Raw genomic sequence first — 21645 nt, 5'->3', positions numbered from 1 at the left:
ATACGGGGGTAAACTAGCTATGAAGGTACTTGTTACAGGTGCGGCCGGACAACTGGGTCAGGACGTAGTTTTACTGCTCCAGCATCAAGGTCACGAAGTGTTGGCTTGCGATCGTCAGGAGATGGATATTACTGATCTGGATCAATGTATCCAAGTTATTGGTGGGTTTGGACCAGATGTGGTTATTCATTGCGCTGCTCATACCGCGGTAGATGCGGCAGAAAGTGACATCGATGTTGCATATTTAATAAATGCAACTGGAAGCCGGAATGTAGCTCTTGCTACTGAGAAAATTGGAGCTAAACTGGTGTATATCAGCACGGATTATGTATTTGATGGTTTAGGATCACAGCCTTACCATGAGTACGATAATACAGATCCTAAAAGCATCTATGGTAAGTCTAAGCGAGCTGGTGAAATATTAGTTCAAAGCTTGTCATCTAAATATTTTATCGTGCGGACTTCTTGGGTGTATGGTAAGCATGGGAATAACTTTGTCAAAACGATGCTAAAGCTTGGTCAGGAAAAGCCATTACTACAGGTAGTGGATGACCAAAAAGGTTCGCCAACATATACAGTCGATTTAGCTCAATTCTTGCTTGAGCTTATCCAAACTGAGAAGTATGGTGTATACCATGCGTCAAATAGTGATTCTTGTACTTGGTTTGAATTTACACAAGCGATTTTTGTAGAGGCTGAGGCTATTTTGGATTTGAGTTTTACGGCCAAACTTAACCCGTGTTCTACGGAACAATTTATACGTCCTGCACCACGCCCTCGTAATTCTGTGATGGAGCATTTGTCAATACGTACAAACGGTTTTCAGGATATACGTCACTGGCGTGAAGGTTTGAGAAGCTTTCTGCTAGAACTTAAAAAGTAATAGTGGTAACATTATCCCCGTAACGGGAAGAGAACTAGGTCTTTGAATAGCCCTTATTTAGTATTAGGTACTAAATAAGGGTTAATTAATTAATTTTAACTGCCATATTAGTATTAAATATAAAGGATGAGTTATGAATTATGGAGATTATAAGCATTTGTATCCCTTGTTATAATGAAGAGAAAAGTCTTCCTATTTTTTATAATGAAATAATACGGATTGCTAAATTAATGAACGAGGTTGAATTTGAATTTGTTTTTGTGGATGATGGGTCATCTGATAACACTTTAGATATTATTAAAGATCTTGCTAATTCAGATAATCGCGTTAGATTTATATCTTTCTCACGGAATTTTGGAAAAGAAGCAGCTTTATATGCAGGTATTAAATATTCCAAAGGCGATTATGTTGCAGTAATGGATGCGGATATGCAGGATCCACCAGCACTCCTTCCTAACATGCTTAAGTCTATTAAAGAGGAAGGATACGATTGTGCTGCTACAAGAAGAAATTCAAGAAATGGTGAACCCGTAATACGTTCTTTCTTCGCAAGAATGTTTTATAGAATCGTAAAAAAAATATCAAAGGCTGAAATTATTGATGGAGCGCGCGATTTCCGACTAATGACTCGTCAAATGGTTAATGCGGTATTATCAATGGGAGAATACAATCGCTTTTCAAAAGGTATTTTTGGTTGGGTAGGTTTTAAAACCAAATGGTTTGAATTCGAAAATATTGAAAGGGTAGCTGGTGAGACTAAGTGGTCTTTCTGGAAGCTCTTTATTTACTCGATTGAAGGAATTGTCGCATTTTCTACTGTTCCGCTTGCTCTTTCTTCATTAATAGGCTTGTTTTTTTGTTTTGCTTCTTTTGTTCTTATTTTGGTTATTATCTCTAAAACTTTATTGTGGGGTGATCCTGTAACTGGCTGGCCTTCACTAGCATCTATAGTTTTTTTTGTTGGAGGGATTCAACTTTTTTGCACTGGAATTATAGGGAATTATTTGGCGAATATTTATCTGGAAACAAAAGGGCGTCCAATATATATAGTAAAACAAGAAGGATAGCATGAAAAATATAGTTGTGGAAAAGACACAAGAGGTATGTATGAAACTAACTAATAATAAGCTCATAAGGTTCCTACTCGTTGGTGTATTTAATACAATTTTGGGCGCAATTACTATGTTCCTGTTGTATAATTATTTTGGATTTGGATACTGGAGTTCAAGTGCATTGAGCTATTTATTTGGTGGGGTTATTAGTTATTTCTTAAACAAGACCTTTACTTTTAAATATGGTAACTTCGACTACAAATCATTTTTTCAATTCTTTTTAGTAAGCTCAGTATCTTATTTAGTTGGTTTTCTTATATCTAAGCGCCTTATACTAGAAATTATAAATTTACTTTCTTTAAAGTTTTCAATAGAAACTAATGAACAACTAGCAATGTTATTCGGTATGGGGTTATATACAATTTTGAACTATTTAGGACAGCGTTTATTAGTATTTAGAAAATAATCGTAAAGGATTTGACATATGATAGATCATATAAAAAAGTTTTCCAATAAATATAATGTTACATTACTGTTTATATTTTTTTCAATTATTATGTTTATAGTGAATCTACATGTGGATAGTAATATTTCAGATGATATTGAATTTAAAAAGGCTCTAACTGATGTGAGTTCTTTTGAATTTGTCAAAAATTACTATTTAAATTGGAATGGCAGAATTATGATTAATTATTTCCTTACAAGTATAATAGTTCTAGATCCAATTGTTTGGAAAATACTAAATACCATGATTTTTATCTTGCTATTTTTAACTATGTATAAGATTGTATTAGCCATAACTGGAGATAGAAGAGAGAAAAAGACATACTTGATAATATCTATTTGCCTGTCCATTTTTTTATTACCTGATGCAGTTTTTTGGAGTGGTAGCATTTGGGTTACTGGATCTTTTAATTATCTTTGGCCTACTGCTCTTGGTTTATTTAGTTTAATCCCTATAATTTATAATTATTTCGAGAAGGAGTATAATAATAAGTTAATAATTTTTAATTTATTGGCTGGGATATATGCTGCATACTCAGAGCAAATAGCTGCGATTGTGATTACTTTTAGCACAATTCTAATTTTACTTTCTGCTCTTAAGAAAAAGAAAATACATATACCTTCTATGCTTGTTTTAGCAGTTGTCATAATTAATGCTATTATAGGTTATACAGCACCTGGGAATGTCAAAAGATTTGCCTCGGAAGCTTCATTATTCCCGGAATATGAAACGTTTTCCGTGTTTAAGAAATTATTTTATGGGTTGTTTTATAGTCTTTGGCATCTTGTTAATGAGGCTAGTTCTATAATGTTTATAATCTCATTACTCATTACAATATTGATGTTCACAAAAAATAAAAGAATAATGTATAGAATAATGTCCTTAGTACCGGTGGCATATTTCGGTATACGCATAATTTCTGCAAAAAGCAGACCAGGGAATGTTACTACGGCATTTGATCAAACTCTTGAAATGTTCATTAAAAGCAATAAAATTTCTATGTTTGATAATTTATATGATCTCCCCAAAATATTCAGTGATTATAATTCAAAATCAGTAAGTATGAATGTTTCGATATTATTGGGCTTACTAGTTTTTCTTTGTATTGCCTTGTCTATTGTGAAGTTATTTGGAAATTCTAGGATAACAATTGTGAGTGTTCTCTTTTATATGGCTGCTTTAGCCTCAAGTATTGTTATTAGTTTTTCACCAACTATATATGCCTCAGGGCATAGAGTTTTTTATGCGACTGACATTCTCTTATTAATACTACTAGCGACTTTACTTTCTGTTTTATTAAATACTATAACAGAGTCAAAAGCTCTATTTAGAATTTGGATTTATTATGAAGCTATTTTAGTTTTTCTGGCACTGAGGCATCTCACCTTTTATATCATTCTTTATTGATAAGAACAAATTCGAAAAAATTCTTGAATAATGTCAACATCATAAGGATCTGAGGATTATCATGCTTACCAAAACCGTTAGTGTACAACTAGTTACATATAATAGTACTGATGATATTGTAGATTGTTTAAAGGCAGTCCTTGCACAGGATTATCCACTAAAATGTATTGTGATTGTGGATAATGACTCTAAAGATGATACTATAGAGAAATTAAGAGAAGCATCAAGCTTTGTCGATCCTATGGGTAAACCCCTTATGGCTATCTTCCCGGATGAGAAAATTTTAAATATTGATAAAAAATCATCTGAAATCACTGACCTACAATTGTTTGTATATCAGAACTTATGTAACACTGGTTTCGCGCATGCTCACAATAAAGCTATCGGTGTCACAGATACTGACTACGTACTTGTCCTAAATCCAGATCTGATACTAGCGAAGGATTACGTATCTAGATTAGTTACACGGCTGGAGCAAAATCCTTTAATTGGCAGCGCCACAGGTAAGCTTTTGCTAAAGGCTGATCACGGATTAGTGGATAGCACTGGTCTTCGGATGAACAAAGCACGTCGTGCGTTTGACCGTGGTGCGGGTGAGTCAGCAGAACAATGGACACAGTCGGGGACAGTATTTGGTGTATCTGGGGCAGCGGCGATGTATTCTCGGCGGATGATTGAAGACGTTAGTGTTGATGGGGAGTTTTTTGATGCAGATTTTTTTGCATATAAGGAAGATGTGGATGTGGCTTGGAGAGCCCAGCTATTTGGCTGGCAGGGGTATTATGATGCTGAGGCAATTGGGTATCATGAACGTGGGTGGAAAACGTCTGGCCGTAGTACCAAACCAATGTTCATCCGGCGAATATCTTACATTAATCGCTACAAAATGATCTACAAGAATGAATCGGCTCGAACTATGCTGAAGACAATCTTGATTTCCCTTCCCTATGAAATTGCCGCTCATGGTTATATGCTTCTGAGAGAGCCGAAGTTAATCGTAGCGTGGAAATCCTTTTTCACTCAGCTCCCAGCGTTAAAAAAGAAACGAAAATATATACAGACCATCGTAAAAGAGCGAAAGAACACGTAAATCAAACAGTATCTGGAAAAACCTCCCTGAAAGGTCACCTCCTCTCAGGGAGGTTTTATGTTATAATAATTGTCGGTAGATTACTATATTTGTCAGGAGCGTTACGCAGTGAATGTAGATGTAAGCATACTTATTGTCAATTACAACACGTGTCGCCTGACGATGGACTGTATCAGGTCGGTATATGACTCAGAAACGAACTATTCCTATGAGATTATTTTGATAGACAACAATTCCCATGATGATTCGGTAGAGATGATTGGTAGAGAGTTTCCAAGTGTCATGTTGATCGCAAATAACGACAATGTCGGTTTTGCCCGTGCAAATAATCAGGGGATGGAAGCTTCATCCGGACGGTATGTACTATTGCTCAATTCAGATACGGTGGTACGTAGGGACACGCTGGAGACGATGATCTCCTTTATGGATGGTCGGTCCGATGTTGGGGCGTCAGGATGTAAGATTATTTTGCCAGACGGGTCGCTGGATAAAGCGTGTAAGCGTGGATTTCCTACACCGTCAGCTTCCTTCTATTATGCTTTTGGTTTCAGTAAGTTGTTTCCGGATCGACCGAAGTTTAACGGTTACCAGTTAGGTTATCTGGACCCTGATCTTGATTACCCGATAGATTGTCTGGTGGGTGCGTTTATGCTGCTGCGGCGGGAGACGATTGATCAGGTGGGCGGATTAGATGAAGAGTTTTTTATGTACGGTGAGGATTTAGATTGGTGCTATCGTATTAAAGAGGCTGGGTGGGAGATTTATTATTATCCGAAGACCTCCATCGTACATCTTAAGGGCGGCAGTGCCAGACGTAGACCGTTCAAGATCGTCTATGAATTTCATAGGGCAATGATTTTATTTCATCGTAAGCATTATAGTAGGAAGTACAACAGTATTATAAATGGAACAGTATATGCTGGTGTTGGTGTGAAATTTGCTCTGTCCCTTTTGCGGAATGCCCTAATCTTTCCTAAAGCAGTTCCATCACCTGCACAGAGTCTTAACTCTGCTACGGAAACAGGCGCTCGTAACGATAAGAATACTGAGGTGAGATTATGATTCGGCGGAATCAGAAATTTTTGACACAGCTCTATATGGTTGCTGACTTTCTTGTCATCCAACTGTCCTTTTTAGCGGCTTGGTGGATCAAGTTCAAGAGCGGATGGATGGAATCCTATAACACGCTGCCTGTAGAGTCTTACGCTTATTGGAGTATGATTTATGGTGCAGTAGCTGTCTTAATCGGTATCCTTTTATCGCTTTATTTGCCTAAGCGTAAGAAACGTTTTGTCGATGAATTTATTAAGATTTTCCAAGTGCATATCATGAGTATTTTCATCCTGCTCGGTCTAATGTTCTTCGTGAAAGAAATTGACATCTCCCGTACATATCTGGCTATTTATATGGGGTTTAATGTTCTTTCCATTATGCTTTACCGTTATGTGCTGAAGAAGATGCTTAAATCTTTGCGGGAAAAAGGATTGAATCGTCAGTTCGTACTTATCATCGGTGCAGGTACACTCGGCAAAAGATTCTATAACAATTTGGAGCAATATCCAGAGCTCGGTTATGAAGCCATTGGCTTTTTAGACGATTACCATACTTGGGACGGGATTGAGGAGCAACGGTATAAACCGATCTTGGGAACGGTCGATCAGTTATCCGGAATGCTGGAGATGCTGCCTGTGGATGAGGTTATTCTAGCCTTGCCGCTCGATGCGCATTCTAAATACCCTTCGATTATTGCGGCCTGTGAAAAAGCAGGGGTACGCACATTGATTATTCCGGATTTCTTTGATTATTTACCGGCGCGTCCTTACTTTGATAACTTCGCAGGTATGCCAATGATTAATGTTCGTGATATTCCACTGGATATGACGGGGAATAAGATGGCAAAACGTTTGTTTGATATCGTGTTCTCTCTATTCGCGATTATTATGATATCTCCCGTGATGCTGATCGTAGCTCTCGGCGTACGTCTTACCTCACCGGGACCGATTATATTCCGGCAGGAACGGGTGGGACTTAATCGGCGTAATTTTATGATGTATAAGTTTCGTTCAATGAAGATGCAGCAGGACGGGGAAGAGGATACAGGTTGGAGTACGCGGGAAGATCCTCGTAGAACTCGATTTGGAACCTTTATCCGTAAGACAAGTCTGGATGAGCTTCCGCAATTTTTTAATGTGTTACTGGGTCATATGAGTGTAGTTGGCCCACGGCCAGAACGACCATTTTATGTAGAACAATTCCGTGATGAAATTCCGAAGTATATGGTGAAGCACCATGTGCGTCCAGGAATTACGGGCTGGGCACAGAGCAATGGGCTGCGCGGGGACACTTCAATTGAGGAACGGATTAAGCACGATATTTTCTATATCGAGAACTGGTCCTTACTGTTCGACATCCGAATTATTTTCAAAACGATTCGCAACGGCTTCGTTAACAAAAACGCATATTGAGACCTGCACTTATTTAGATTTGTGAAATTTTAATAATACCCCGTTTTGCCACTGGCAGAGCGGGGTATTAAATTTCTAATCTAAACTTTGTAAAGGAAACTCACAACTATGAATAAGAAAAAGATTATTGCAACCGTAGTAATGATTGTCGCACTAATAATGATTCTTGTAATAACGTTGAACAAAGAGGAAGAGCAACCCGTGAGCGGCTTTGAAGCGCACAAAATCGTTGCACATGCCATGGGGGGAATCAACGGCTATGCGTATACCAATGCTTGGGAGGCATTTGTCGCTAACTATGAACGGGGCACTCGCGTATTTGAAGTTGATTTTTTGCTATCGAAGGATGATCAGTTGGTTGCTCGGCATGAATGGACAGGCAATATGAGCAAGCTTTTAGGTCAGTTGGAGGTTCTCCCTGCTAATAAACAGGGTGTGGCACTAGATTACGAGGAATTTATGGACAGCCCCATCCTGAATATATACTCTCCCCTTGATATTGAGAAGGTGCTTGATCTAATGCAGAATTATCCAGATGCTTATATCGTTACGGATACCAAAGAAATCCAACCGGATCTTATAGAGAAGCAATTTACATTGCTGACCCAAGCGGCGCAGCGTCGGGATCCAGCGTTGTTGGAGCGGATAGTTCCACAGATCTACAATCAGCCGATGCTTGATGAGATCAATAAGGTGTATTCTTTTCCAGAAGTGCTTTACACCCTGTACCAATCTAAGGATACGGATGAACAAGTTATTGAGTTTGTTAAAAAAACAGGTGTGGATATTACGATGCCAGTTAGCCGGGCCACCAAGAGTTTTGTCAAACAGTTAAAAAATATCGGAGCTCGTGTATACGTTCATACAGTGGATGAAGAGGATGAGATTAGAGAGTTATCTCGTATGGGTGTAGACGGATTTTATAGTGATTTTGTGCCTGAAAATGATTTGAATGACCTCAAAGGTATACGCTGAAATCTTTCTCCACTCATTACCACTAATATATCCCCACAAAGTGGTGCTTTTCTCAGATGCGTATTCTGATACTTTGCGGGGACCCCAAATTTATATACGAAAAAATGTTCGTATTTTTGTTCGCTTTAAATTGACACACCTCCTGTGCTGGCATAGACTAGATCTATATCTTTTGCGGCGGCAGGAGTGTTTTGTCTTGCCCAAATGACAATTAAGGATGATTCTCATGAAATCAGTACAGCAAATGATCAAACCTTGGCGGCATGTGTTTAAGTTGGACCCGGATCGTATGATTTCTGATGAGGATTTGGAGGCCGTTTGCTTGTCCGGCACGGATGCCATATTGATAGGGGGCTCTACAGGAGTAACCTATGAGAATACAGTAGATCTCTTATCAAGAGTAAGACGTTTTGAGCTGCCCTGTGCACTCGAGGTATCCGAACTTGAAGCTGCTGTACCCGGATTTGATCTTTATATGATTCCTATGGTGCTAAATACACCCGATCCAGCTTGGATTGTAGGTCATCATCGTCGAGCTATAGAGCGTTATGGATTTATGATCCCATGGGATCAGCTGCTAACGGAAGGTTACGTCGTTTTGAACAGTGATTCTTCAGTTGCGCGGATTACAGGGGCCGAGACAACCATTAATGCTGAAGAGGCGGCTGCGTATGCCCAGGTTGCGGACAAGCTGATGTCACTGCCAATAGTCTATCTTGAATATAGCGGTAGATTTGGGGAGATGGAGACAGTACGTATAGTGCGTGAGATGGTGGAGCAAGCCCAACTATTTTATGGAGGCGGCATTACTTGTGAGGCGGAGGCCGAGCAGGCAGCAGCTCTATGTGATACAGTAGTTGTCGGCAATATTATTTATCGGGATGTAGAGCAGGCAATTCGTACGGTATTAGCTGTTAAAAAGACGGTGCAAGAGCAGTTCGAGTAGCGGCTAGCTTATGGACTACTTATGATTTGTAATTTCATTTTTGGAAAGGAGCATGTTACACATGCAACTTATTAACATACAAGACGCGGTCAGCCGATTGAATCCTCCACAAAGGCAGGCTGTCGAAACTACTGAAGGACCCCTTTTGATTATGGCTGGTGCGGGCAGTGGGAAGACGAGAGTGCTGACTCACAGAATTGCCTGGCTGATTGCCAATCGAAAGGCGCCGCCTTGGGCGATTTTGGCGATTACATTTACGAATAAAGCTGCGAGGGAAATGCAGGAACGTGTATCTAAGCTCGTGGGACCTGAGGGAAGAGATATTTGGGTATCCACCTTTCACTCCATGTGTGTTCGGATCTTGCGGAAGGATATTGAGCGGATTGGATTTACCTCCAACTTCTCGATTCTGGACTCTACGGACCAGTTATCAGTCATTCGTAATTGCATGAAGGAACTGAATATTGATACGAAAAAATTCGAACCGAAAGCTGTACAAGCCATAATTAGCGCATCTAAGAATGAACTGATTACTCCGGCGCAGTATGAGCAAAAAGTCGGTGATTATTTCGAAGGTTTAGTTGCTAAGGTTTATAAAATGTACCAAAGACGTTTGAGAAGCAATAACTCGCTTGACTTTGATGATTTGATTATGAAGACTATCGAATTATTTAAGGAAGTTCCCGAGGTTCTGGATTTTTACCAAAAGAAATTCAAATACATCCATGTGGATGAGTATCAGGATACGAACAGAGCACAATACATGTTGTGCCGCATGCTGGCAGACAGCCACCACCGCATTTGTGTGGTAGGGGATAGTGACCAGTCGATCTATCGCTGGCGTGGAGCGGATATTACGAACATTCTTAATTTTGAAGAGGATTATCCGGAAGCGAAGACGATTCTGCTAGAACAGAATTACCGTTCAACCGCTAATATCCTGAATGCAGCCAATGGGGTAATCGCGCTTAATAGTGGCCGTAAACCGAAAAAGCTGTGGACCGATTCCGAGGAAGGCGCCAAGATTAAGGTGTACCGGGCCGATTCCGAGCATGACGAGGGGTATTTTGTAACCGGAGAAATCAGCAAAAATGTGAAACAAGGTCAAGCCTACCAGAATCACGCGATTTTGTATCGGACGAATGCTCAGTCACGGGTAATAGAGGAAATTCTGATCAAATCAGATATTCCATATCAAATCGTTGGCGGGATCAAGTTCTATGATCGTAAAGAAATCAAGGATCTGCTGGCGTATCTACGTTTACTGTCTAACCCTGATGATGATATCAGCCTGACGCGTATTATTAATGTTCCTAAGCGTGGATTAGGAGATACAACGGTTGGTAAGCTGGCAGCTGCGGCTGGTGAACGTGGTGTTTCTATTTTCCGCGTTCTGCAAACGGTCGATGATTTGGGCTTTGCTGGACGGACGCGGAATATGCTAGTAGAGTTCTACGATATGATTGAAGCTCTGCATCGTATGGTGGAGTTCTTGTCTGTAACCGAATTGACGGAAAAAATACTGGAGATGTCGCAGTACCGTTTGGAGCTGCAAAATGAAAATACACTCGAATCACGTTCGCGGCTAGAGAATATCGATGAGTTCTTATCGGTGACGATGGAGTTTGAAAAAAACAATGAAGACAAGTCGCTGGTCTCCTTCCTCACGGATCTTGCACTTATCGCAGATATCGATAGTGTGAACAATGATGAAGAGGATCGTAGTGATGCGGTTGTGTTAATGACGATGCACAGCGCCAAAGGTCTGGAGTTCCCGACGGTATTTATCGTCGGAATGGAAGAAGGCGTGTTCCCACACAGCCGTGCCTTTCAGGACAACGACGAGCTGGAAGAGGAACGCCGGCTTGCGTATGTAGGGATCACCCGCGCGGAGAAACAACTGTTTCTCTCTTGTGCGCGGATGCGCACGCTCTTTGGGCGGACGACGGCGAACCAACCGTCCCGCTTCTTGGAGGAGATTCCGGAGGAACTGAAGGAAGATACCGTTAAGACTCAAGACCGCTTCCAGCGCGGAGGCGCGGAGGTAGGCGGTGCTTACGGCGGACGTGGCTTCGGCAGCGGTGGCCGTGGGAACTTTGGCGGCCGAGGTGGCGCCGCCGGAGCTACACCGGCAGGCGGCGGAAGCACGGCGTCAGCGGCGGCAAGCAAGAGCAGCGTGACCGTGACCTCCGGAGGCGCACAGCGTGCTACCGGAGCAGGGGCTGCTGCAGCTGGCGATTACAAAGCGGGTGACAAGGTCTCCCACGGCAAATGGGGCACGGGCACCGTTGTATCTGTTAAAGGCAGCGGGAATGACACGGAGCTACAGATTGCTTTTCCGGCACCCGTGGGTGTGAAACGTCTGCTTGCGGGGTTTGCACCGATTACCAAAGTGGAATAATAACAGACAACGATTAACGAACGGATATTTAGACCACGCTAACTTTAGGAAACTTATTGACGGAGGGATGTACCTGCATGGATGCTATGCATGTGATGGAAGAGCTTGTTGCGGAATTAAATAACTATAATTACCACTACTACACGCTGGATGCACCGCTAGTCAGCGATAAGGAATACGATGTTTTATACGACAAGCTTGTAGCACTGGAGGCTGAGAGTGGCTTCGTACTACCGGATTCGCCCACACAACGTGTAGGTGGAGAGCTGCTTAAGGGTTTCACGCCGCATCGGCATCTGGCACCGCTTTGGAGTCTGGATAAAGCACAGAATATTGAACAGCTGCGCAGCTGGAATACCCGGGTGCTCCGGTTAGTGAATGAATACAATCTCAAGAATCCAGACAACCCTCTTCCTGATCCTTGTTATGCAGTAGAACTGAAGTTCGATGGCTTAACGCTGAATTTAACCTATCGTAATGGTGTTCTCGAACAGGCATCGACGCGTGGCAATGGTGTAGTTGGCGAAGGAATACTTGCACAGGTGAAGACCATCAAATCCGTTCCATTGACGATTCCCTTCAAGGATGGGGTCATTGAGGTTCAGGGTGAAGGGATTATGAATCTGTCTGTGCTGGCTGATTATAATACAAGGGCTGCAGAGCCGCTGAAGAATGCGCGTAATGCAGCAGCAGGTGCACTGCGTAATCTTAATCCGAAGACTACTGCGGACCGCCGTTTGAACGCTTTTTTCTATAATGTAGGCTTTGCAGAAGGTGCGGAGTTCGCTGATCATCAGGAAATGATGGATTTTCTGCGGAATAACAAATTTAAAGTGAACCCATACCTGACCTACTGCAATGATTTTGATGATGTAACTGAGCAGCTTGCTGGAATCGAGGAGAGTCGTTCGAGTCTCGATTACCTCATTGATGGGGCTGTAATTAAGGTCACGGATTTCAGAATCCGTGAGGTGCTTGGATACACTGACAAGTTCCCACGTTGGGCAGTAGCTTATAAATTTGAAGCCGAAGAAACGACGACCGTGCTGGAGTCTGTTAGCTGGAATGTAGGTCGTACAGGTAAAGTGACTCCGCTGGCTCGGGTTGAGGCTGTAGAGCTTGCTGGAGTTACCGTTCAGAACTGCACCCTGAATAATGTGGGTGATATTGAGCGCAAAAACTTGAAATTCGCCTTAGGTTCGCGGGTCTTTATTCGCCGTTCCAATGATGTTATCCCAGAAATTCTCGGCAAGGTAACAGAGGAGAATGACGGTGGAGAGATTATTTTCCCTGAGGATTGTCCAGCTTGTGGATATCCGTTAGAAATGCGCGGAGCACATCTTTTCTGTAACAATAAACTGAATTGTAGGCCGCAGATTATCAGTCGGATCACCCACTTTGCTTCGCGTGATGCGATGGATATTGAGACATTCAGTGAGAAGACGGCGGGTCAGCTCTATGATGAGCTTAATGTACATGACTCTGCGGATCTGTATGAACTGAACTTTGAGCAGCTCGTACAGCTGAACCGTTTTGGTGAGAAAAAAGCACAGAATTTGCTGCAAGCTTTAGAAGATAGCAAAGGTAGAGATCTTGCTTCATTTCTCTTTGCGTTAGGGATCCCTAACACAGGTAAAGCAACGACGAAGATGTTGGCTGATCATTTCCGCGATCTGGATGCCGTGATGCAGGCCAAAGCCGAGGAGCTCGCTGAGTTACCAGACATTGGTGGGATTGTCGCCGAGAGCATTGTCAGCTTCTTCGCAGATCCAGTTGTAGTAGCTAATGTTTCCCGCTTGCGGGCGTTGGGTGTGGAAGCGAAGGCTCCTGAGGCGCCACGTCCTGTTAGTACCGATTCCTTCTTTAGTGGCAAAACGGTCGTATTGACCGGTTCCTTGCAAAAGCTTACCCGAGATGAAGCAGCTGAACGTCTGGAAGCACTCGGAGCAAAGGTGTCCGGAAGTGTGTCCAAGAAGACAGATTTAGTTATCGCTGGTGAAAAAGCTGGCAGTAAGCTGGCTAAAGCGCAGCAGTTAGGCATTCAGGTCATTGAGGATGAAGATGAGCTAATTCGCTTGTTGGATATGTAAGTAACAAACTATATTCGATTCCAAAAGGTTCCGGGTTCCATTTCGTTTAAGTGCGAGAGGAGCAGGGGCCTTTTTTGCGTGGATACAACTAAACGATTCTTTTTTAGAAAAAAATTCGGATGATCTGCTAATATATAGGCTATAGATATTTATTACTATATTTGAAAGGAAACCCTTCCTGTGAAGAGAGAAACGATATTGTTAGTAGATGATGAGAAGGAAATTGTAGAACTGTTAACGATTTATCTCTGTAATGAAGGCTATAGACTGCTAAAGGCTTATGATGGAATGGAAGCGCTGGAATGTCTGCAGAAAGAGGAAGTTGATCTAATTATTCTTGATGTCATGATGCCTAAAATGGACGGGCTAGCTGCATGTATGAAAATCCGTGAAGAGCGGAAAATGCCAATTATCATACTATCAGCCAAAAATACAGATATGGACAAAATCTCCGGCCTGAGCCTCGGGGCAGATGACTACGTGGGCAAGCCGTTTAATCCCTTGGAGATTGTGGCACGAGTAAAATCACAGCTGCGCCGTTATCACGGATTTAATAAGGATAGTAATACGTTGGGAAACGACAACAAACTAAGCTTTGAGGATCTGACTATAGATACGTCTAAGCATGAGGTGTATGTAGACCAGCAGAAGATTAAACTGACTCCGCGGGAATTCTCTATTCTAGAGCTTTTGGCGAGACACCAAGGTCAAGTGCTTAGCTTGGAGCAAATTTACAATAAGGTATGGAATGAACCTTTTCTAGATGGCGGTAACACAGTGATGGTACATATTCGTAATCTCCGAGACAAAATCGAAATCGATTCGAAACGCCCACGTTATATACAAACCGTCTGGGGAGTTGGCTATAAATTAGACGGACCTTCCTGAAAGGATTTGGTGAGGCTTCTTGAATTCTAAATATATAACGACGATTCGTTGGAAGTTTATGTTCGCTTTTTTGCTGAGTGTGCTTTCAGGCGCTTTGCTGCTTATGGCAGGGTACCAACTCGTCAACTTTATGATCTATCTAAATCCGGCTTCAGAGTCGGCTCCCTATTCACGCATACTGCGCTGGATTATTAATCATATTGGCTCTATGCCACTAATGACAGCAGCTGGTATTATCAGCTTTTTATTATTCTTTTTTATCTACACTCGTAAAGTTGTGCTGTATCTGGAAGAGATCACAAAAGGGATTCGAGAAATTACAAGCTCCGGGATGTCCCATAGAATTGAAGTCAGAACCACGGATGAGCTGGGTGTGCTGGCTGAGAATATTAATGAAATGGCTGAGCGTTTGCAGCACTCCATAGAGGAGGAACGTAAAGCTGTAAATGCAAAAAATGACTTGATCACAGGTGTTTCCCATGATTTGCGCACCCCGCTTACCTCTGTCTTGGGTTTTCTGGAATACATCGAACAAGATCGATGTCAGGAAGAAGCGGAAATCCGGTATTACGTGGATATAGCCTACAACAAATCCCTGGTGCTGCGTAAACTGATCGATGATCTTTTTGAATACACACGTGTAAATAGTGGAGAGTACCCTTTGGTTATGCAGAGATTGGATTTGAAGGCCTTCATATGGCAGCTGGCGGAGGAGTCAGTTCCTGAACTAACAAAGGCGGATATGATCTATGAAATCGAGGACGTTGCTGATGAGTTATCGATAGAGGCTTCGCCTAAAGAATTAGTACGTGCTTATGAAAATTTGATTACTAACGCGATCCGTTACGGCAGAAGCGGCGGGAAATTGGAGATAGGTTTCAGTAAAAAGGAAAATGATGCTGTGGTCCGTATTAGCAACTTCGGAGAGAGGATTGCGGAAAGTGATATCCCTTTTATTTTTGAACGATTCTATCGGGCAGAAAAGTCGCGTTCACAGCATACAGGCGGCTCAGGGCTTGGACTTGCGATTGCCAAAAGTATCATCGAACGCCACAATGGCGTTATTTATGTAGAAAGTACATCTCTTCGCACGGATTTTATTACCCGTTTCCCATTCTTCATAGAATCTTAAGAAAACTCTGGCGGGTTCTTAAGATTTGGAAGTTATCCTTGTGGCACAAGGAGGGAACTACCATGCCAAAACTTCGGACGGTTCGTATCAGCTATTTATATATTTTTATGGGTTGCGCTCTTTTGAGTGCTGCCTTTCTTTTTGTTGTCCAGCGGGCTGTCGCTTTGCTGTATTCTCATTATTCGGGCCAATCAGAAGCCTTTTTTGTCCGGATTATTCATTGGGTTATTAATCATATGGGTCAAACCCCTAGTGCCATCCTTCTATTTATTCTAGTCTTCGGTGGGCTGTATGTTCTTCGTTCACAGAAAATAGCTGATGATTTGCGCTCGCTAGTGGTGGGAACCTCGGAGCTGGCAGACAAAGGAGTCGCTCAGAACATCAAGGTTCTTTCTGGAGGAGAAATAGGTGAAATTGCTGCTAACCTCAATCGAATGCAAAGAATAGAAGTTCCAGATAGGGATGCAAGCTCAAAGCGGATAGAGGACACACCAGCAGTAGCTTTATTAATAAGGACTAGGGCGATACTTCGCACCCTCCGTGAGGTTGAAGAGGATGAGGCGGAAGTACATACACTTCTTGCAGCGGCGAATGATGAAGTGCGCAGTATGGAGCGGTTCCTGGAGAACCTGATTATCGAATCATGAGCAGATGGAATGCACGCACCCGGATATTGCGAGTAGGGTACCTATTATTTGATGTGAGTGTTATTAGTACGGTATTGGCGCTTTTGATTTTTTTTTATGTATACCAGTATGGGGGGATCGTACTTAACCGGCATGAGGATAGGCTGCAATTGCCAGAATCAAGCCTCATCACAGCTTCAGATGGAACAGTTATACGAATGACTCCGCTACCGAGCTCGGGTTATAGGCTTACAGCAGAGCTTGAGGAGATGCCGGCTTTATTGATAAATACCTTTTTAACAGTAGAAGACCGCCGTTTTTATAGCCATCAAGGGGTCGATTATAAAGGGATATCACGCGCTTTCTTAAAAAATATCTTGGACATGAGTTTATCAGAAGGTGGCAGTAGTATTACTCAACAGCTTGCTCGCAATCTTTATTTGAACAGAGATAAGAACATGCTGCGCAAGTTAAATGAAACCTCTATTGCTTTTGCCTTGGAGCAGCGACTGACGAAACGTGAGATTTTGCAGCTGTACCTCAATCAGATTTATATGGGGCGGGGACAATATGGAGTAAAAGCAGCAGCGAAGCGTTACTTCGGCGTGTCTGATCTGAAAAAATTGGAGATCTGGCAAATAGCCACTCTGGCGGGAATCCCTAAAGGACCCTCTATTTATAACCCAGTAGACAATAGTGCATTATCCAAAACGAGAAGAAATCTAGTGCTAAAGATGATGTTCAATCAGCGACTAATCACGTATGAGCAAATGCAGGAAGCTCTGAATAAACAATATCAGCCTCCAGCTGCGGTCGAAAATGGGGTTGCCGGAGTGTATTATGTGGATGCCGCCCTTAAGGAAGCGGCTCAGATCACAGGGAAATCCGTAGAGGAGCTTCGTACAGGCGGCTACACTATAGTTACAGGTTTGAACATCAAAGCACAGCAGGCACTTGAGCAGGCCGTTCTCAAAGAGGCTTCATTTCCACCTGACGGAAAAGATCAGCAGGTAGAAGCAGCTATGACCATAATGGATCATCGTACAGGAGAAGTAGTGGCGTTGATTGGTGGGCGAGATCAAAACGAGGGCAATTTGAACAGAGCTATTATTGATGCACGTCAGCCTGGTTCCAGCTTTAAGCCGATCATTGATTATGGACCTGCACTCGAGAGCGGGAAATTCAACTCGAATAGTGTGCTGTCCGACCGTAAAGTTGCTTATGGCAGCTATAAGCCTGAGAACTTGAACGGTATATACCAAGGTCAGGTTACAATGAACACAGCTTTGCAAAAGTCCATCAATGCACCAGCTGTATGGCTATTGAAGCAGGTTGGAATCTCTTCTGCGCGGCAATTTGCCGCCAAATTAGGAATTGTACTGACGGAGGAGGACAATCATTTATCTATAGCTTTGGGGGGGCTTCATAATGGGGTTTCTCCACTAAAAATGGCCCAGGCCTACAGTGTCTTTGCTAGTGGAGGCAAATTTAATGCGGCTCATATGGTGCGCTCCATAACGGATTCAAAAGGGAAGGTCTTGTATACTCATCCCTCTGAATCACGTCAGGTAATCTCGCCGCGTACCGCAGAAGCGATGACGGCTATGTTACGCAATGTTGTTAATGAAGGAACAGGGAAAAAAGCGCAGATGAACAGACCAGTAGCGGGAAAGACCGGTACGACCCAATTGGACTTGGCTGGCGTGAGCAAGAAAGCCAATCGGGATCTTTGGTTTGTAGGCTATACTTCGGAGTGGACAGCTGCGGTATGGATGGGTTTTGATCGTACGAATCAGGATAATTATATGACTGAAGGCAGCGGGAAGGCTGCCGCTCTATTTTCTACAGTAATGAGTAAAGCCTTAAGTGATCATTGAGAAGTTATTGCGCCGCCCATTCTTCTAATTTCTCATCTCTAGGAAGCAGCAAGGCAAGAAACCCAAGCAGCGGGAGGAAGCCGCAAGCGATGAACACTTTAGCAATCCCGATACTATCAATGAGGTTGCCGAGGACTAATGAGCCGATCCCGCCGAGTCCAAAAGCAAGTCCCGTGATCAGACCTGAAACTGTGCCAATGTTGCCCGGATATAGCATTTGAGCATAAATGACGGTAACCGAGAAGCTGGACAGAAGTATGAAACCGCCAATCAGCAGCAATACAGCCGCCCATAATGGACCTACAAAGGGTAGAGCAAGCGCAAAGGGGACGGTTCCGACCATTGACAGTAAGATGAGATTACGCCGTCCAAAACGGTCAGCCAGCGGACCCCCAAAAAATGTACCCACTGCGCCAGCAGCCAAATACATAAAAATATAGATTTGGGCTTTATCCAGTGTCATTTGATATTTGTCCATTAGATAGAAGGCGTAGTAGCTACCGATAGAAGCGCCATACCAAGACCTAACAAAGACTAGGAATACAAGAATAATCGTTGCTGTTCGTATGCTTTTTCGGCGGGCGGGGTCGATTGCTCGTGCTGTTGATTTTTTATGAAAGGTATAACCGGCATCTAGCATTTCTCTATACCAGCGAGCTACATAGGTCTGAACAGCGATTCCGGCAGCCGCGACGATCGTGAAGCCTAGGGCACCAATCTGGCCAAAGGGGATGAATACCCATTTCGTAAGCATTGGACCCAGGGACTGGCCAGCATTGCCGCCCACTTGAAAAATAGATTGCGACAATCCCTTTCGCTGACCTGCGGCCATATGAGCAACACGCATACCTTCTGGGTGGAAGGTGGCTGAACCGAATCCGATCAGGATAACCGAGAATAAGACCAGAAAATAGCTATTGGCATAAGCCAATAGAAGTACACCTAAAAATGTGCTGCACATACCCAGTGGTAATAATATAGGACGGGGTTTACGGTCTGCAGCATATCCAATGACGGGTTGGATTACTGATGACGTCATATTTAAAGCGAATGAGATCCATCCAATCTGGGCGAAAGAGAGCAGTAGATTATCTTTGAGAATAGGGAAGATTGCTGGAATGACTGCTTGTATAGAATCATTAAATAAATGAACAAAACTGACAGCTAACAAAATTTTATAAATCGTTGCCTGCTGCAGATTACGCTGCTCCTTGTCCTTGCTGTCTACCGTGGACGCAGCGTCTGTAGGTTTGGTCTTCATTTTGACTCCTCTCTGTACTGATAGTTAGAAGGTAAGATTGGCGAATACGATAAATTCTATTTAGCCACAAATAATGGATGAATGGTATCAATTTGTGTTGTATTGAAGTTATTTATACGAATGATTTTTTTATTTCAAAAAAAGCTTGCAAACTCAATGACAGCATGGTATATTATCTCTTGTGCTTACGACGCATCGCACATACGAAACACAAGCGATGAAGAAATAAGTTGACAAGATAGAAACAAACATGATATACTCTAATTCCTGTGCAAGAGACATTGAATGTCGAAATGCTAGGAGCAAGTTCTTTGAAAACTGAACAAATGGAACACGTTAATTTTTAAAAAGATTCAATTAATGAATCGTCAGTTTCAAAATGAGCATATCGCTCTTTTCAATACTAATTGGAGAGTTTGATCCTGGCTCAGGACGAACGCTGGCGGCGTGCCTAATACATGCAAGTCGAGCGGAATTATTTTGAAAGCTTGCTTTCAAAATAATTTAGCGGCGGACGGGTGAGTAACACGTAGGCAACCTGCCCTTCAGACTGGGATAACTACCGGAAACGGTAGCTAATACCGGATAATTTCTTTTTTCTCCTGAGAGAAGAATGAAAGACGGAGCAATCTGTCACTGAGGGATGGGCCTGCGGCGCATTAGCTAGTTGGTGGGGTAACGGCCCACCAAGGCGACGATGCGTAGCCGACCTGAGAGGGTGAACGGCCACACTGGGACTGAGACACGGCCCAGACTCCTACGGGAGGCAGCAGTAGGGAATCTTCCGCAATGGGCGAAAGCCTGACGGAGCAACGCCGCGTGAGTGATGAAGGTTTTCGGATCGTAAAGCTCTGTTGCCAGGGAAGAACGTCCGGTAGAGTAACTGCTACCGGAGTGACGGTACCTGAGAAGAAAGCCCCGGCTAACTACGTGCCAGCAGCCGCGGTAATACGTAGGGGGCAAGCGTTGTCCGGAATTATTGGGCGTAAAGCGCGCGCAGGCGGCTATTTAAGTCTGGTGTTTAAACCTTGGGCTCAACCTGAGGTCGCACTGGAAACTGGGTGGCTTGAGTACAGAAGAGGAAAGTGGAATTCCACGTGTAGCGGTGAAATGCGTAGATATGTGGAGGAACACCAGTGGCGAAGGCGACTTTCTGGGCTGTAACTGACGCTGAGGCGCGAAAGCGTGGGGAGCAAACAGGATTAGATACCCTGGTAGTCCACGCCGTAAACGATGAGTGCTAGGTGTTAGGGGTTTCGATACCCTTGGTGCCGAAGTTAACACAGTAAGCACTCCGCCTGGGGAGTACGGTCGCAAGACTGAAACTCAAAGGAATTGACGGGGACCCGCACAAGCAGTGGAGTATGTGGTTTAATTCGAAGCAACGCGAAGAACCTTACCAGGTCTTGACATCCCTCTGAATCTGCTAGAGATAGCAGCGGCCTTCGGGACAGAGGAGACAGGTGGTGCATGGTTGTCGTCAGCTCGTGTCGTGAGATGTTGGGTTAAGTCCCGCAACGAGCGCAACCCTTAACTTTAGTTGCCAGCAGGTAATGCTGGGCACTCTAGAGTGACTGCCGGTGACAAACCGGAGGAAGGTGGGGATGACGTCAAATCATCATGCCCCTTATGACCTGGGCTACACACGTACTACAATGGCCGGTACAACGGGAAGCGAAGCCGCGAGGTGGAGCCAATCCCATCAAAGCCGGTCTCAGTTCGGATTGCAGGCTGCAACTCGCCTGCATGAAGTCGGAATTGCTAGTAATCGCGGATCAGCATGCCGCGGTGAATACGTTCCCGGGTCTTGTACACACCGCCCGTCACACCACGAGAGTTTACAACACCCGAAGTCGGTGGGGTAACCCGCAAGGGAGCCAGCCGCCGAAGGTGGGGTAGATGATTGGGGTGAAGTCGTAACAAGGTAGCCGTATCGGAAGGTGCGGCTGGATCACCTCCTTTCTATGGAGAATCGTTCTCTGCAATGAGAACATTCAAATCGGAAGTTTAACTTCCACAACCAATTAACGTGTATCCATTTGTTCGG

The 21645-nt window shown here is 43.4% G+C and carries 16 protein-coding genes and 1 rRNA gene; 16 read left to right on the top strand and 1 reads right to left on the bottom strand.

Features of this window, described 5'->3' with window-relative positions; all coding sequences use genetic code 11:
• Nucleotides 1-19: 19 nt before the first annotated feature.
• The 15 genes from rfbD (at nucleotide 20) to NYE72_RS27920 (ending at nucleotide 18337) form a co-directional block, all read left to right on the top strand.
• On the top strand, nucleotides 20-883 hold the full coding sequence (gene rfbD, locus NYE72_RS27990; RefSeq protein ID WP_036678647.1) for a dTDP-4-dehydrorhamnose reductase: 864 nt from the start codon (nucleotides 20-22) through the stop codon (nucleotides 881-883).
• A 140-nt stretch (nucleotides 884-1023) separates the two neighbouring features.
• The gene (locus NYE72_RS27985) at nucleotides 1024-1950 is read left to right on the top strand and encodes a glycosyltransferase family 2 protein (RefSeq protein ID WP_036678648.1); all 927 of its coding nucleotides are present in this window, start codon (nucleotides 1024-1026) and stop codon (nucleotides 1948-1950) included.
• A 1-nt stretch (nucleotide 1951) separates the two neighbouring features.
• Nucleotides 1952-2401: a GtrA family protein gene (locus tag NYE72_RS27980; protein ID WP_081383742.1), complete on the top strand. Its 450-nt coding sequence runs from the start codon at nucleotides 1952-1954 to the stop codon at nucleotides 2399-2401.
• A gap of 18 nt (nucleotides 2402-2419) precedes the next feature.
• The gene (locus tag NYE72_RS27975; protein WP_339210901.1) at nucleotides 2420-3847 is read left to right on the top strand and encodes a DUF6056 family protein; all 1428 of its coding nucleotides are present in this window, start codon (nucleotides 2420-2422) and stop codon (nucleotides 3845-3847) included.
• Between the two features lie 61 nt (nucleotides 3848-3908).
• A complete protein-coding gene (locus NYE72_RS27970; protein WP_339210899.1) occupies nucleotides 3909-4937 on the top strand; it encodes a glycosyltransferase family 2 protein in 1029 nt (342 codons plus the stop codon).
• Between the two features lie 108 nt (nucleotides 4938-5045).
• Nucleotides 5046-5999 (top strand): glycosyltransferase family 2 protein, encoded by a 954-nt coding sequence (locus NYE72_RS27965; RefSeq protein ID WP_076297070.1) that lies wholly within the window; start codon nucleotides 5046-5048, stop codon nucleotides 5997-5999.
• The gene (locus NYE72_RS27960; protein WP_076107105.1) at nucleotides 5996-7402 is read left to right on the top strand and encodes an undecaprenyl-phosphate glucose phosphotransferase; all 1407 of its coding nucleotides are present in this window, start codon (nucleotides 5996-5998) and stop codon (nucleotides 7400-7402) included. Before NYE72_RS27965 ends, NYE72_RS27960 begins: the two co-directional genes overlap by 4 nt.
• Before the next feature lie 108 nt (nucleotides 7403-7510).
• On the top strand, nucleotides 7511-8377 hold the full coding sequence (locus tag NYE72_RS27955; protein ID WP_094902719.1) for a phosphatidylinositol-specific phospholipase C/glycerophosphodiester phosphodiesterase family protein: 867 nt from the start codon (nucleotides 7511-7513) through the stop codon (nucleotides 8375-8377).
• Between the two features lie 226 nt (nucleotides 8378-8603).
• The gene (locus NYE72_RS27950) at nucleotides 8604-9323 is read left to right on the top strand and encodes a heptaprenylglyceryl phosphate synthase (RefSeq protein WP_094902717.1); all 720 of its coding nucleotides are present in this window, start codon (nucleotides 8604-8606) and stop codon (nucleotides 9321-9323) included.
• A gap of 61 nt (nucleotides 9324-9384) precedes the next feature.
• A complete protein-coding gene (pcrA, locus tag NYE72_RS27945; RefSeq protein ID WP_076317159.1) occupies nucleotides 9385-11724 on the top strand; it encodes a DNA helicase PcrA in 2340 nt (779 codons plus the stop codon).
• A 77-nt stretch (nucleotides 11725-11801) separates the two neighbouring features.
• Nucleotides 11802-13814 carry an NAD-dependent DNA ligase LigA gene (gene ligA, locus NYE72_RS27940; protein ID WP_036678665.1) on the top strand — a complete coding sequence of 671 codons (2013 nt, stop codon included), beginning with the start codon at nucleotides 11802-11804 and terminating at the stop codon, nucleotides 13812-13814.
• A gap of 180 nt (nucleotides 13815-13994) precedes the next feature.
• Complete coding sequence (locus tag NYE72_RS27935) at nucleotides 13995-14702, top strand: response regulator transcription factor (protein ID WP_076317160.1); 708 nt, start codon at nucleotides 13995-13997, stop codon at nucleotides 14700-14702.
• A 19-nt stretch (nucleotides 14703-14721) separates the two neighbouring features.
• On the top strand, nucleotides 14722-15834 hold the full coding sequence (locus NYE72_RS27930) for a HAMP domain-containing sensor histidine kinase (RefSeq protein WP_076317161.1): 1113 nt from the start codon (nucleotides 14722-14724) through the stop codon (nucleotides 15832-15834).
• A gap of 62 nt (nucleotides 15835-15896) precedes the next feature.
• On the top strand, nucleotides 15897-16481 hold the full coding sequence (locus NYE72_RS27925; RefSeq protein ID WP_076317162.1) for a HAMP domain-containing protein: 585 nt from the start codon (nucleotides 15897-15899) through the stop codon (nucleotides 16479-16481).
• A 53-nt stretch (nucleotides 16482-16534) separates the two neighbouring features.
• Nucleotides 16535-18337, top strand: a complete 1803-nt coding sequence (locus tag NYE72_RS27920; protein WP_339210896.1) for a PBP1A family penicillin-binding protein — start codon at nucleotides 16535-16537, stop codon at nucleotides 18335-18337.
• A 4-nt stretch (nucleotides 18338-18341) separates the two neighbouring features.
• Here NYE72_RS27920 and NYE72_RS27915 read toward each other — a convergent pair whose 3' ends face one another.
• Nucleotides 18342-19598, bottom strand: coding sequence for an MFS transporter (locus NYE72_RS27915; protein ID WP_036678676.1), 1257 nt, complete (start codon nucleotides 19596-19598; stop codon nucleotides 18342-18344).
• Between the two features lie 404 nt (nucleotides 19599-20002).
• Here NYE72_RS27915 and NYE72_RS27910 point away from each other — a divergent pair.
• A 16S ribosomal RNA gene (locus tag NYE72_RS27910) occupies nucleotides 20003-21560 on the top strand.
• Nucleotides 21561-21645: the final 85 nt, after the last annotated feature.

Source organism: Paenibacillus sp. FSL L8-0333 (assembly GCF_037965665.1).
GTDB lineage: Bacteria > Bacillota > Bacilli > Paenibacillales > Paenibacillaceae > Paenibacillus_AQ > Paenibacillus_AQ odorifer.
Note: the sequence above shows the minus strand (reverse complement) of the source record. Positions and strands in the feature narration are given on the sequence as shown.

What these genes read in the sequence shown, in the direction of transcription:
- NYE72_RS27970 (WP_339210899.1), top strand. Translation starts at nt 3,909, where the DNA reads ATGCTTACCAAAACCGTTAGTGTACAACTAGTTACATATAATAGTACT.
- NYE72_RS27985 (WP_036678648.1), top strand. Translation starts at nt 1,024, where the DNA reads ATGGAGATTATAAGCATTTGTATCCCTTGTTATAATGAAGAGAAAAGT.
- NYE72_RS27960 (WP_076107105.1), top strand. Translation starts at nt 5,996, where the DNA reads ATGATTCGGCGGAATCAGAAATTTTTGACACAGCTCTATATGGTTGCT.
- rfbD (WP_036678647.1), top strand. Translation starts at nt 20, where the DNA reads ATGAAGGTACTTGTTACAGGTGCGGCCGGACAACTGGGTCAGGACGTA.
- ligA (WP_036678665.1), top strand. Translation starts at nt 11,802, where the DNA reads ATGGATGCTATGCATGTGATGGAAGAGCTTGTTGCGGAATTAAATAAC.
- NYE72_RS27915 (WP_036678676.1), bottom strand. Translation starts at nt 19,598, where the DNA reads ATGAAGACCAAACCTACAGACGCTGCGTCCACGGTAGACAGCAAGGAC.
- NYE72_RS27950 (WP_094902717.1), top strand. Translation starts at nt 8,604, where the DNA reads ATGAAATCAGTACAGCAAATGATCAAACCTTGGCGGCATGTGTTTAAG.
- NYE72_RS27955 (WP_094902719.1), top strand. Translation starts at nt 7,511, where the DNA reads ATGAATAAGAAAAAGATTATTGCAACCGTAGTAATGATTGTCGCACTA.
- pcrA (WP_076317159.1), top strand. Translation starts at nt 9,385, where the DNA reads ATGCAACTTATTAACATACAAGACGCGGTCAGCCGATTGAATCCTCCA.
- NYE72_RS27980 (WP_081383742.1), top strand. Translation starts at nt 1,952, where the DNA reads ATGAAAAATATAGTTGTGGAAAAGACACAAGAGGTATGTATGAAACTA.
- NYE72_RS27925 (WP_076317162.1), top strand. Translation starts at nt 15,897, where the DNA reads ATGCCAAAACTTCGGACGGTTCGTATCAGCTATTTATATATTTTTATG.
- NYE72_RS27975 (WP_339210901.1), top strand. Translation starts at nt 2,420, where the DNA reads ATGATAGATCATATAAAAAAGTTTTCCAATAAATATAATGTTACATTA.